Here is a 12649-nt window from a genome sequence, read left to right on the forward strand (position 1 = left end):
GAGGCAAGAAGGGGTGCCGGTCGTAGGTCGGGCTTCAGCCCGACCTACGGATCAGGGTGGCGGGGCCTCGGCACAACAAACGAACAACTGGAGTTTTGCCATGGGCAAGGTGGTTGAGATCAAGGTGCCGGACATCGGCGATTTCAAGGACGTGGAGATCATCGACGTCCTGGTGAAACCCGGTGACACGGTCGAGCCGGAAGACCCGCTCATCACCCTGGAATCCGAGAAGGCCAGCATCGACATCCCTGCCCCCCAGGGCGGCACCGTCAAGGCACTCAAGGTGAAGAAGGGCGGCAAGGTCTCCCAGGGCGACGCCATCCTGGATCTGGAAGTGGCCGAGGGCGAGGCCGCCGCCGAGCCTGCGGGCAAGACAGAGAAGGCCGACGCCAGGTCTGCCACCGCCGACAAACCCGCACCCAAACCCGCCGAGGCTCCGGGCGCGACGGACATGAGCTGCCAGCTGCTGGTGCTGGGCTCCGGCCCCGGCGGTTATACCGCCGCCTTCCGCGCCGCGGACCTGGGCCTGGACGTGATCATGGTGGAGCGCTACGCCGAGATCGGCGGTGTCTGCCTGAACGTGGGCTGCATCCCCTCCAAGGCCCTGCTGCACGCGGGTCAGGTGATCGAGGAGGCCGAGGCCTTTGCCGAGCACGGCATCAGCTTCGGCAAGCCCAAGATCGACCTCAAAAAGCTCGCGACCTACAAGGACGGCGTGGTGGGCAAGCTCACCGGCGGCCTCAAGCAGCTGGCCAAGCAGCGCAAGGTGCGCATCGTCCACGGCACGGGGCAGTTCTCCTCCGCCAACACCCTCACGGTGGCGGGCAAGGACGGCACCCAGGTGATCGGCTTCGAGCAGGCCATCATTGCTGCCGGCTCCCAGGCGGTGAAGCTGCCCGGCTTCCCGTGGGACGACGAACGCGTCATGGATTCCACCGACGCCCTGATGCTCAAGGACGTGCCCAAGCGCCTGCTGGTGGTGGGCGGTGGCATCATCGGCCTGGAGATGGCCTGCGTCTACGACGCCCTGGGCGCCAAGGTGACGGTCTGCGAACTGTCCAACGAGCTCATGCCGGGCGCCGACCGCGACCTGGTTCGGCCCCTGGAGAAACGCATCAAGGGCCGCTACGAGGCCATCTACACCGGCACCAAGGTGGCCAGGGCCGAGGCCACCAAGCAGGGTATCCGGGTGAGCTTCGAAGGCGGCAAGGCCCCGGAGACGGACACCTTCGACCGGGTGCTGGTGGCCGTGGGCCGCAGCCCCAACGGCAAGAAGATCAATGCCGAGGCCGCCGGCGTGCAGGTGGACGAGCGCGGTTTCATCCCGGTGGACAAGCAGCAGCGCACCAACGTGCCCCACATCTTCGCCATCGGCGACATCGTCGGCCAGCCCATGCTGGCCCACAAGGCCGCCCACGAGGGCAAGGTGGCCGCTGAGGTCGCTGCCGGGGAGAAGTCCTACTTCGACGCCCGGGCCATCCCGTCGGTAGCCTACACCCACCCGGAGGTGGCCTGGATGGGCATCACCGAGACCGAGGCCAAGGCCAAGGGCATCGAGTACACCAAGGGCGTGTTCCCCTGGGCCGCCAGTGGCCGGGCCATCAGCGTGGGCGGTGAGAGCGGCCTGACCAAGCTGCTGTTCGACGAACATGGCCGGGTGATGGGCGCCGGCATCGTCGGCCCCAACGCCGGCGAGCTGATCGGCGAGACGGTGCTGGCCCTGGAGATGGGTGCCGACATGGAAGACATCGGCCTGACCGTGCACCCCCACCCGACCCTGTCCGAGACCATCTGCTTCGCCGCCGAGGTGGCCCACGGCAGCGTCACGGACATCATGGCGCCCAAGCGGAAGTAGATCCCCGGGCTCTCAAAAAGCCTTCGACGCAAAGACGCGAAGGCGCAAAGGTTCGCAAAGCTTTTTGTATTCAATGGCTTTGTTGCGTCCTTCGCGCCTTCGCGTCTTTGCGTTAAGGTTTTTTGATCAACCGCCGATACAGGGCCCATGGCCCGACTCCTTGCCATCATTCTCTTGTGTCTCGCCGCGGCCCCGGCCTTCGGCGAGATCACCTTCGGTGCGCGCCTGGAACAGTCCTCCTGGACGGTCAGCAGCGCGCCGGATGCCTGCGAACTGCGCCACGAGATCCCCCGCTACGGGGTGGCGCGCTTCCACGAGCGGGCCGGTCATGAGCTGGCTTTCCGGCTGGATACCGACCTCTCCGGCGCATCGGGCCGAGAGGCGCGGCTGGTGCTGGTGCCGCCCAACTGGCGTCATGACCTGCGGCCCCGGCACCTGGCGGACGTGGGCTCCGAGGCCCGAACCCTGAGTCTGGACCGGGCCACCACCCTGGAACTCTTTCACGCCCTGGAGGCCGGCTACCAGCTGAGCGTGGAGCATCCGTCCCCCGGGGCCGGCGGTTTCCAGGTGGCGGCGGCGGTCTCCACGGTGCGATTCCGGGATGTGCAGGCGGAATTCAGCCGTTGCCGGGCCGGCATGATCCAGCTGGATTTCCGGCCGGTGGCCGAGTGGCGCGTGCACTTCGAGACCAACCTGAGCCGCCTGGATGCCCGGGCCCACGAGACCCTGCGCGAGGTCCTCAATGCCTGGCGCGCCCAGCGCCACATGCGGGTGATCGTGGCCGGTCATGCCGATGTGCGTGGCGGCGACGCCATCAATGACCCCCTGTCCCGGCGCCGTGCCGAGGCGGTACGCACCTTCCTGGATGTCTACGGCATCCCCCGCAACCGAATCGAGCTGCGTTCCTTCGGCTCCACCTGGCCCCTGGATCCGGGCGAGGGCGAGGCCGCCTGGGCCCTGAACCGCCGCGCGACGGTCTGGCTGGCGCCCTAGAGGCGATATAAATTCAAGATTCAAAATTCAAGATTCAAAGGACAGAGAACCCCTTTGAATCTTGAATTTTGAACTTTGAATCTCCCCTTACGTATAATCCCGCCCCCTATCCTCAACTTTTTCTTTGAAGGTTCCCCCATGGCCAGTGGCGTGAAAAAGGTGGTGCTTGCCTATTCCGGCGGGCTGGACACATCCGTGATCCTCAAGTGGCTGGAGGATACCTACGGCTGCGAGGTGGTGACATTCACCGCCGACATCGGCCAGGGGGAGGAGCTGGAGCCGGCCCGGGCCAAGGCCCAGGCCATGGGCGTGAAGGAGATCTACATCGACGATCTGCGCGAGGAGTTCGTGCGGGACTTCGTGTTCCCCATGTTCCGCGCCAACACCCTCTACGAGGGCGAGTACCTGCTGGGCACCTCCATCGCCCGGCCGCTGATCGCCAAGCGCCTGGTGGAGATCGCCAACGAGACCGGGGCGGACGCCATCTCCCACGGCGCCACCGGCAAGGGCAACGACCAGGTGCGTTTCGAGCTGGGTGCCTATGCCCTCAAGCCCGGCGTGAAGGTCATCGCGCCCTGGCGCGAGTGGGACCTCAACTCCCGCGAGAAGCTGCTGGCCTACGCCGAACAGCACGGCATCCCGGTGGAGATGAAGCGCGGCAATAAGTCGCCGTACTCCATGGACGCCAATCTGCTGCACATCTCCTACGAGGGTGGCCCCCTGGAGGACCCATGGTTCGAGGCGGAAGAGGACATGTGGCGCTGGAGCGTGTCTCCGGAGAAGGCTCCGGACCAGGCCACCTACGTGGAGATCACTTACGAGCGCGGCGACCCGGTGGCCCTGGACGGCAAGGCCATGAGCCCGGCCACCCTGCTGGCGGAACTCAATCGCGTCGGCGGCGCCAACGGCATCGGCCGTCTGGACCTGGTGGAGAACCGCTACGTGGGCATGAAGTCACGGGGCTGCTACGAGACCCCCGGTGGCACCATCCTGCTCAAGGCCCATCGCGCCATCGAGTCCATCACCCTGGATCGCGAGGCGGCCCACCTGAAGGACGAGATGATGCCCCGCTACGCGAGCCTCATCTACAACGGCTACTGGTGGAGCCCGGAGCGGCGCATGATGCAGGCGCTCATCGATGCCTCCCAGGCGCACGTCAACGGCGTGGTGCGCCTGAAGCTCTACAAGGGCAACGTCATCGTCGCCGGTCGGAAATCGGATACCGACAGTCTGTTCGACGCCTCCATCGCCACCTTCGAGGACGATGCCGGCGCCTACAATCAGAAGGATGCGGAAGGCTTCATCAAACTCAACGCCCTGCGCATGCGCATCGCCGCGCAGCGGGGGCGCTGAGCTGCGCACCGCCAGATACCGGGGCGCCGGGCGGTGAAGCAGGGCTCATGGCCATCTGCCTGGCGCAGGCCCGTGGCGCTTGCGGCATGGGCCTGCCTGTGGCTGCTGGTCTTCGCATCGTCCGTCAAGGCCTGGCATCACAAGGATGATGTCACCATCGGCGTGCTGGCCTTCCGGGGTATGGACGAGGCGGTGCGCATGTGGTCGCCCACTGCCGAGTACCTGGAAGCGCAGCTGCCCGGCGTGCGGTTTCGCATCCTGCCCCTGACCAACGACACCATCGATGAGGCGGTGGCCAGTGGTGAGGCGGATTTCGTCATCACCAACTCCGGTTCCTACGTGGCGCTCAACCAGCGCCACGGCATCACGCGCATCGCCACTCTGATCAGCCAGCGTCCCACCGGCACCTCCACCCGCTTCGGCGCAGTGATCATCTCCCGGGCCGACCGCGACGACATCCGCGAGATCGCCGATCTTCGCGGCAAGCGTTTCGCGGCGGTACATCCGGAGGCCTTCGGTGGCTGGTGGATGGGCTGGAAGGAACTGCGCGACCACGGCATCGAACCCTTGCAGGACATGCAGCTGGAGTTCACCGGCTTCCCGGTGGACCTGGTCATGGAGGCGGTGCGTTCAGGCCAGGTGGATGCCGGCACCTTCCGCACCGAACTGCTGGAACAGTGGATCAATGAGGGGCGTATCCGCGCCGACGAGTTTCATGTCCTCAATGCCCGAACCACGCCGGGTTTCCCGTTCCTGCACAGTACCCGCCTATACCCGGAATGGCCGCTGGCGGTACAGCCGGACATGGACGAGGACCTGGCCAAGCAGGTGCTCCAGGCCCTGTTCGCGATGCCGGAAGGCCACCCCGCCCTGGATGCCGCGGAGATCGCAGGCTGGACCATCCCGCTCAACTACGATCCGGTCCATGACCTGATGCGCGAACTCAAGGTGGGTCTCTACGAGCCTGACGAGGTGATCACCCTGCGCGAGGTGTTCACCGTCTACGGTCCCTGGTTCGCCGGGATTCTGGGTGTCCTGCTCACCGGTTTCCTGGCCTTCGTGATGCGCCTGAACCGCAGTCTGACCGCATCGCGGGTGAGCCTGGCCAACACCTTGCGTTCGATCGGCGATGCGGTGGTGACTACCGACACTCAGGGCCTGATCCAGTACATGAACCCGGTGGCCGAGCGCATGGGACATTGCAGTCTCCCGGACGTCCAGGGCCATGACTACCGGCAGGTGTTCCACCTGGTGGACGAGTCCAGCCGCAAGGAACTGGGCAATCTCGCCCGCCACAGCGCCAGCATGCGGGAGCCGCGGCCGTACACCTTCGACGGCCTGCTGCTGGGACGCGACGGCCAGGAATATTCGGTGAAGATCACCACCTCCACCATCCGCGCCGGTCTCACCGGGGTCTCGGGCTGCGTGCTGGTGATTCATGACGTGACGGAACTGCGCACCCTGGCCCGCCAGCTCAGGTACCAGGCGGCCCACGACCCGCTCACCGGCCTGGTCAACCGCCGGGAGTTCGAGACCCGCCTGTCCCGGGCCGTGGACGGGAGCCAGAAGAGCGGCCAGACCCACGTGCTGATCTTCCTGGACCTGGACTGGTTCAAGGCCATCAACGACAGCCTGGGTCATGCCGCCGGCGACCAGGTGCTCAGGGAGGTTGCCGACATCCTGGAGCGGCAGGTGCGTTCCACGGACACCGCCGCCCGGATCGGGGGAGACGAGTTCGGCATCCTGCTCATGAACTGCGAACTGGATGCCGGCATCGCCATGGCGGAGAAGCTGCGTGATGCCATCACCGCCTACAGCTATGAATCCGAGGGAGAGACCTACCGGGTGGGCGTGAGCCAGGGACTGGTGCTCATCGATCGGCAAAGCGGAAACCTGGGTGCGGTCCTCAAGGCGGCCGACGAGGCCTGTTACACTGCCAAGGAACACGGCCGCAACCGCTATCACGTATACTCCAGCGACCCCCACTGACCCCGGTCAGGCAGCTGCGCCGAGATGCAGCATCATCGCCCGGAAAGGACATTCGTTCATGACATCCCCATCCCCGTACATTCGCCTGGCCTGGCTGCTGTGTGCCGCCTGGTTGCTGGTCGGTTGCGCGAGCACCCAGGGGCCGCGGGATCCCGCCGATCCGTGGGAGGGTTACAACCGCGCCATGTTCCAGTTCAACGAGGCGGTGGACAAGGCGGTACTCAAGCCGGTCGCCCAGGGCTACGTGAAGGTGACCCCCAGGCCGGTGCGCACCGGCATCGGCAACTTCTTCGCCAACCTGGGCGATGTCACCAATCTGTTCAACAACCTCCTGCAGCTCAAGTTCGAGCCGGCGCTCAACGATTTCGGCCGGATCACCTTCAACAGCACCATCGGCCTGCTGGGCATCCTGGACGTGGCCAGCCACATGGACCTGCCCAAGAGCAACGAGGATTTCGGCCAGACCCTGGGCCACTGGGGCGTGCCCTCCGGACCCTACCTGGTGCTGCCCCTGCTCGGGCCGAGTACCCTGCGCGACGCCCCCAGTCTCTACGTGGATGCCCGCACCAACCCGCTTTATTACCACGAGCCCGAAGGCCGCCGGAACATCCTGGCCGGTGTGTACGTCATCGACACCCGGGCCGGTTTCCTGAGCATCGAGCAGGCCATGGACGGCATCGCCACCGATCGCTACACGGCGATCCGCGACTTCTACCTGCAGCGCCGGGAATTCCTGGTCCACAACGGCGAACCACCGGGTCGGGACACTGGCGCCGACCTGTTCGACGAATTGGAGGCGCTCGAGGCCCTGGAGGCGGAAGAGGCCAGGCAGAGGCAGGAAGGACAGTAGAGCAAGTGCGAAGTGGGAATTGGGAAGTGCGAAGTGAAATGCGATCTTTCAATTTGCACTTCTCATTTCTCACTTCTCACTTTCCATCCTCAAGGCATACCTGTCCCCCAGCTGCATCAGCCAGTCGTCCAGGCCGCCGAACAGCCATTCCTTGAAACGCTGCCAGCGGCCCCGGGCGCGCCAGTCCTCGGCCTGCCAGGCCAGGCTCTGCGCAAAGTCCTGCTCGAACAGGCGCGCCAGTTCCCCGGCCAGGGTCTCATCCATCACCGCCTGATTGGCCTCCAGATTCCAGCGCAGGGTCCAGTGGTCCAGGTTGCTGGAGCCGACGCTGGTCCACTGGTCGCAGAGCAGGAACTTGGCGTGCAGGAAGCGCGGCTGGTATTCGTAAATCTTCACCCCTGAACGCAGCAGCCGACCGTAGAAGCGTCTGCCCGCGTGCCAGACGGGAGGATGGTCCGTGTGCGGGCCGGGCAGCAGCAGGCGCACGTCCACCCCTCGCCGGACCGCGCGCACCAGGGCGCGGCGCAGGCGCCGGGTGGGCACGAAATAGCCGGTGGCCAGCCAGATGCGCGAACGGGACCGGCCCATGGCGGCGATCGTCGAGGCCATCACCGCTCGCCCGCCGTGTCCGAAGTCCCCCAGTACCTGTCCGCCGCCACCGCCGGAGTCAATTGTACAGGGGGGCGAGGGCAGGGGACGGGCATCGGCGCACCAGCGCCGCCATGCGGCCTCGAACAGCTTCTGCCAGTCCTGCACGCAGGGTCCGCGGATCTCGAGCATCACCTCGTGCCATGCGGCCTCGCCCCGCACGGCCGGGTCGAAGTCATCGGTCATGCCCATGCCGCCGGTGAAGGCGATCTCCCCGTCCACCAGCAGCAGTTTGCGGTGATCCCGCCACAGGCTCAGGCGCCAGCGGTGCAGGCTCAGGGGGTTGAAGAAGGCCAGTTGCGCTCCGGCCGCGGCCAGTGCCTGGCGGTGCGCCTCGGACAGGCCGCGCCCGCCATAACCGTCCAGCAGGATGAATACCGCCACGCCCTGCTGTGCCGCCCGGCACAGGGCGTTCACGAAGCTGCCGGCGCAGTGGCCATCCTCGACCAGGTAGAGTTCCAGCAGGACGTAGCGGTGGGCCGCTTCGATGGCCTGGAGCATGGCGGGCAGGAAGCGCTCGCCGTCCACCAGCAGTTCGTAGCGGTGGCCTGCTCGCTCGGGAAACGCGGTTCTGGGACGGCGCAGGGGATTGGCACGCATAATTTAGTGGCAAGTCGCAAGTGGCTGGTGGCAAGGTCAATCATTCGTCAGTTGGCTAGTCTATCGTCCCTTGAATGGGAAAAGCGCGAACACGGATTCAGGTATCCTATTCGTACCAAGAGGATTCTCCCTCGAGGTCAGAAGCTTTTCGTATTTCCTTGCCACTAGCCACTAGCCACTCTACTCGCATGTACGCCATCATCCGACCTTTCCTGCAACTGACCCTCTTGCAGATCGGCCCCCAGGATCTGCCCGCTTCCTCGACCCTGGCGGGGATCATGGGTCTGCTCTACCTGCTGGTGGGCAGTCTGCTGGGCATGCCCTTCTACGGCTTCCAGAGTGCCATGATCCAGAGCTTTGCCGAGCTGGTGCTCATGGCGGTGGTGGTGCACCTGGCCCTGCACCTGGTCGGCCATCCCGGGCGATTCCTGCAGACCTACACCAGCCTGCTCGGGGTTGGCGTAGTGCTGGGCGTGGTGATGCTGCCGCTTACCCATAGCCTGGCCGGCGGGCTGGAACAGGGCGGGCAGACCCCGCCGCTGATCAGTGTTGCCTACCTGCTCATGCTGGGCTGGCTGCTGGCGGCCTACGGCAACATCATCCGGCACGCCCTGGCCCTGCGCCGGCTGAGTTTCGGTTTCGGTCTGGCGCTCCTGTACCTGATCCTGTCCGCCGGCCTGATCGAGCTGGTGGTGGGCGCCTGGCTGCTGTCCTGACGGGGTATCCGGCTTGCAGCACATCCACATCCTCGGCATCTGCGGCACCTTCATGGGCGGCATCGCCCTGCTGGCGCGCGCCGCCGGCTACCGGGTCACCGGCTCCGACCAGAACGTCTACCCACCCATGAGCACCCTGCTGGCGGAGCAGGGCATCGAGGTATCCCAAGGCTTCGATCCCTCCCACCTGGAACCCGCACCGGACCAGGTGGTGATCGGCAACGTCATGAGCCGGGGCAACCCGGCAGTGGAGTACGTACTCAACCGCGGGCTGGCCTACACCTCGGGCCCCCAGTGGCTGGCCGAGCATGTGCTCGGCGGGCGCTGGGTGCTGGCGGTAGCCGGCACCCATGGCAAGACCACCACTTCGAGCATGCTGGCCTGGATCCTGGAATACGCGGGTCTTGAGCCCGGCTTCCTGATCGGTGGCGTGCCGGAGAACTTCGGCGTCTCTGCGCGCCTGAGCGAGGCGCCGTTCTTCGTGGTGGAGGCCGACGAATACGACACCGCGTTCTTCGACAAGCGCTCCAAGTTCGTCCACTACCGCCCGCGCACCCTCGTGTTGAACAACCTGGAATACGACCACGCGGACATCTTTCCGGACCTCGCCGCCATCGAACGCCAGTTCCATCACCTGGTGCGCACCGTGCCCGGCGAGGGCCTGATCGTGCGCAACGCCGATGACGAGAACCTGAGCCGGGTACTGTCCCAGGGCTGCTGGACGCCGGTGCAGGGTTTCGGTGTGGCGGGTCATGGCGACTGGCAGGGGCGCTTGCTCAGTCCCGATGCCAGCCGTTTCCAGGTGCTTTACCGGGGCGAGGCCCAAGGCGAGGTCCGTTGGGATCTGATCGGCCGGCATAACATGGCCAACGCCCTGGCGGCCCTGGCGGCCGCACGCCACGCCGGGGTGCCGGTGCAACAAGGCATCAATGCCCTTGCGGAGTTTCAGAGCGTCAAGCGGCGTCTGCAGCTGCGCGGCGAGCGTTCGGGCATCCATGTCTACGACGACTTCGCGCATCATCCCACCGCCATCGCCACGACCCTGGATGCCCTGCGCGCCCGGGTGGGCGCGGCGCGCATCATCGCCGTGCTGGATCCCCGTTCCAACACCATGCGCATGGGCGTGCATCGCGACCGCCTCGCCGAGTCGCTGGCGGCCGCCGACCGGGTGTACCTGCACGCCCCGGCGGACCTGGGCTGGGACAGCCAGGTGGTGATCGATGCCTTGCCCCATGGCCGGGCCTGTGCGGACACCGATGTCCTGCTGGCCGCGCTGCTCGCCGAGGTGCGTCCCGGCGACCACGTGCTCATCATGAGCAACGGCGGTTTCGGCGGCCTGCATGACCGGCTGCTGGCCGCCCTGTCCGGACCATAGGATCCTCCATTCCCCGCTCAAACCATGGCGGGAATGTCGGCCTTGAGGCCGATCTACGGAGCGTCAAGAGGTAGGTCGGGCTTCAGCCCGACGACTCGGTATCCGAAGCAGTCTCCAGCCACGGACCTTCCGGTTCCCATCGATGGTATCCTCAAACTTCTCAGGAAAAGGCCGAGGATAAAATCAGGGGGGATTGCAAGGCCTATGAACCGCGCGGAGCGCATCTACCGGATTCACGGCTTGCTCAAGGGCAACCGCAGGCCCGTCCCGCTGGTCCGGCTCATGGAGGAACTGGGCGCGTCCCGGGCCACGGTGGTGCGTGATCTCGCCTACATGCGCGATTTCATGGGGGCACCACTGCCCTATGACCGCGACCTCAACGGTTACCGCTATGACCCGGACGCTCCAGAGTTCGAACTCCCTGGCCTGTGGTTCAACGCCAGTGAACTGTATGCCCTGCTTGCCACGGAACAACTGCTCGAATCCGTGCAGCCCGGTCTGCTGGGTCCAAGCCTTGGCCCCCTCAAGGGGCGCATTCGGAAATTGCTCGGGGAGAGCGGCCATTCCTCGCAAACGGTGAGCCAGCGGGTGCGCCTCCAGCCCATGGCCCCGAGACGGGTGGACGACCGGTTGTTCGGACAGGTCTCGGCGGCTGTACTCGAATCCATGCCGCTTCACATCGAATACCACGGGCGCGAGCGCGATACCTTCTCCCAGCGCCGAGTGCATCCTTACCGTCTCATGCATTACCGTGACAACTGGTATCTGATCGCCTGGTGTGATCAGGCCAATTCCCTGCGCACCTTTTCCCTGGACAGGATTCGCCAGGCGGAACCTGTCGAAGGTCCTCTGCGACCCGTGGACGCCAGCCTCCTGGACCGCTACCTGGGCGGAAGCTTCGGCATCTTCACCGGCACGGTCGAGCACTGGGCCGTGTTGCGCTTTACCTCCGAACGCGCCCGCTGGGTGGCGGACGAGAATTGGCATCCCGACCAGATCGGACGTTGGGACGGCGACGTCTACGAACTCCAGGTCCCTTATTCCGACCCGCGCGAACTGATGATGGATATCCTCAAGTACGGGCCGGATGTGGAGGTGGCCGCGCCGGAGTCCCTGCGCCGACAGGTGGCCGCACGTCTGCGATCGGCCTGGGAGCGCTATCGTGGGCCTGGGGATTGATCCGGTCGCCTCACCGGGCTGTACCAGGCACCGCTTTCAGGTCACGCCAAGGATCCTGAACTTCATGTCAATCAACGGAGTTTCCATGACCGCCGAAGACCTACAGGCAGAACTGCCCGCCTATGAGGACGCAACGCTTGCCCGCCTCGATCCAGGGCAGCTCGTCGCCCATCTCGTGCGCGACCAGGACCGAGTACCGCTGAATCTCATCGAAGCCTGCGTGGCCCGTGGCGACGGCATCCTCGAGGCCCTACTCATCACGATGGGCGAGCATTATCCCATCGAGGAAGGCGATGACGGACGCTGGTGGCTTTCCTATCACGCCGCCATGATTGCCGGACGCCTGCCGTCCCGGGAGGCCGGGACGTTCCTGATCGATCTCATGTATCGACTGGAGGCGACCGGCGACGAGAACATGATGGAGTGGCTGACAGGCTACTGGCCCGCCCTGTTTGCCAACAAGCCCGAAGACCTCGCGGAACCCTTGCGCGTGCTCGCCGAGCACCGTGGCTACGATCTCTATACACGCACCAACGCGGCGGACACGGTCCTCAGCCTGCATGCCCGGGAGGACGGGGCGCGGCTCGAGGAGGCCATCGATTGGCTGGCCGGGATCGTGGAGGTTGAGGAGCAGGACTGGAGTACCCGTCTGTGCCTGTGCAGCACGCTCCTGGACTTCCCCAGGGATCGGCACCGCCCCCTGATCGAGTCACTGGAGCGACGCCAGGAAGGCTTCGGTAAACATTTCGACCAGCGGGATATCGAACGAGCCTACGGGGCCGGCACGGACGCACCGGACTGGGAGCGGTTCCGGGACCCGTGGGCGTTCTACTGCCCGGCCGCCATTAGGGCACGCCAACGGCGCTGGGCGGAGGAGGATCGACGCCTCGGCCTCCGGCAAGACATCAGTCCATCGGGGTGGCCCTATACCGAGCCATACGTCCGTTCTCAACCGAAGACAGGGCGGAACGACCCCTGTCCGTGCGGCAGCGGGAAGAAGTACAAGAAATGCTGCTTGCCGGTCTGATCGGCTACCCGCCGATCACCGCCGCCACGGGCAGAAAGATAGGCACAGGCTCAATCTGTGAGCC

At 65.7% G+C, this 12649-nt stretch carries 10 protein-coding genes; 9 read left to right on the forward strand and 1 reads right to left on the reverse strand.

Features of this window, described 5'->3' with window-relative positions; translation table 11 throughout:
* Window positions 1-100: 100 nt before the first annotated feature.
* The 5 genes from lpdA (at window position 101) to D580_RS0101025 (ending at window position 7040) form a co-directional block, all read left to right on the forward strand.
* Window positions 101-1855, forward strand: a complete 1755-nt coding sequence (gene lpdA / locus D580_RS0101005; RefSeq protein WP_018952581.1) for a dihydrolipoyl dehydrogenase — start codon at window positions 101-103, stop codon at window positions 1853-1855.
* A 147-nt stretch (window positions 1856-2002) separates the two neighbouring features.
* Window positions 2003-2848, forward strand: a complete 846-nt coding sequence (locus D580_RS0101010; RefSeq protein ID WP_018952582.1) for an OmpA family protein — start codon at window positions 2003-2005, stop codon at window positions 2846-2848.
* Window positions 2849-2986: 138 nt separating this feature from the next.
* Window positions 2987-4201, forward strand: coding sequence for an argininosuccinate synthase (locus tag D580_RS0101015; RefSeq protein WP_018952583.1), 1215 nt, complete (start codon window positions 2987-2989; stop codon window positions 4199-4201).
* A 72-nt stretch (window positions 4202-4273) separates the two neighbouring features.
* Window positions 4274-6190, forward strand: coding sequence for a PhnD/SsuA/transferrin family substrate-binding protein (locus D580_RS0101020; RefSeq protein ID WP_018952584.1), 1917 nt, complete (start codon window positions 4274-4276; stop codon window positions 6188-6190).
* Window positions 6191-6248: 58 nt separating this feature from the next.
* Window positions 6249-7040 carry a VacJ family lipoprotein gene (locus D580_RS0101025; RefSeq protein ID WP_018952585.1) on the forward strand — a complete coding sequence of 264 codons (792 nt, stop codon included), beginning with the start codon at window positions 6249-6251 and terminating at the stop codon, window positions 7038-7040.
* Window positions 7041-7109: 69 nt separating this feature from the next.
* Here the strand turns inward: D580_RS0101025 and D580_RS0101030 are convergent, their stop codons facing one another.
* Entirely contained in the window at window positions 7110-8288 is a 1179-nt protein-coding gene (locus tag D580_RS0101030) for a phospholipase D-like domain-containing protein (protein WP_018952586.1), read from the reverse strand.
* Window positions 8289-8476: 188 nt separating this feature from the next.
* Between D580_RS0101030 and D580_RS0101035 the strand changes: the two genes are divergently transcribed.
* The 4 genes from D580_RS0101035 to D580_RS0101050 all read left to right on the forward strand — a co-directional run bounded on the left by D580_RS0101035 (window position 8477) and on the right by D580_RS0101050 (window position 12585).
* Window positions 8477-9004: a hypothetical protein gene (locus tag D580_RS0101035; RefSeq protein WP_018952587.1), complete on the forward strand. Its 528-nt coding sequence runs from the start codon at window positions 8477-8479 to the stop codon at window positions 9002-9004.
* Window positions 9005-9056: 52 nt separating this feature from the next.
* Window positions 9057-10379 (forward strand): UDP-N-acetylmuramate:L-alanyl-gamma-D-glutamyl-meso-diaminopimelate ligase, encoded by a 1323-nt coding sequence (mpl, locus tag D580_RS0101040; RefSeq protein ID WP_051081741.1) that lies wholly within the window; start codon window positions 9057-9059, stop codon window positions 10377-10379.
* Between the two features lie 204 nt (window positions 10380-10583).
* Window positions 10584-11558 carry a helix-turn-helix transcriptional regulator gene (locus D580_RS0101045; protein ID WP_018952589.1) on the forward strand — a complete coding sequence of 325 codons (975 nt, stop codon included), beginning with the start codon at window positions 10584-10586 and terminating at the stop codon, window positions 11556-11558.
* Between the two features lie 85 nt (window positions 11559-11643).
* The gene (locus D580_RS0101050) at window positions 11644-12585 is read left to right on the forward strand and encodes a YecA family protein (protein ID WP_155999629.1); all 942 of its coding nucleotides are present in this window, start codon (window positions 11644-11646) and stop codon (window positions 12583-12585) included.
* Window positions 12586-12649: the final 64 nt, after the last annotated feature.

Source organism: Thioalkalivibrio sulfidiphilus (assembly GCF_000377945.1).
In the GTDB taxonomy this organism is placed as follows: Bacteria; Pseudomonadota; Gammaproteobacteria; order Ectothiorhodospirales; family Ectothiorhodospiraceae; genus Thioalkalivibrio_A; species Thioalkalivibrio_A sulfidiphilus_A.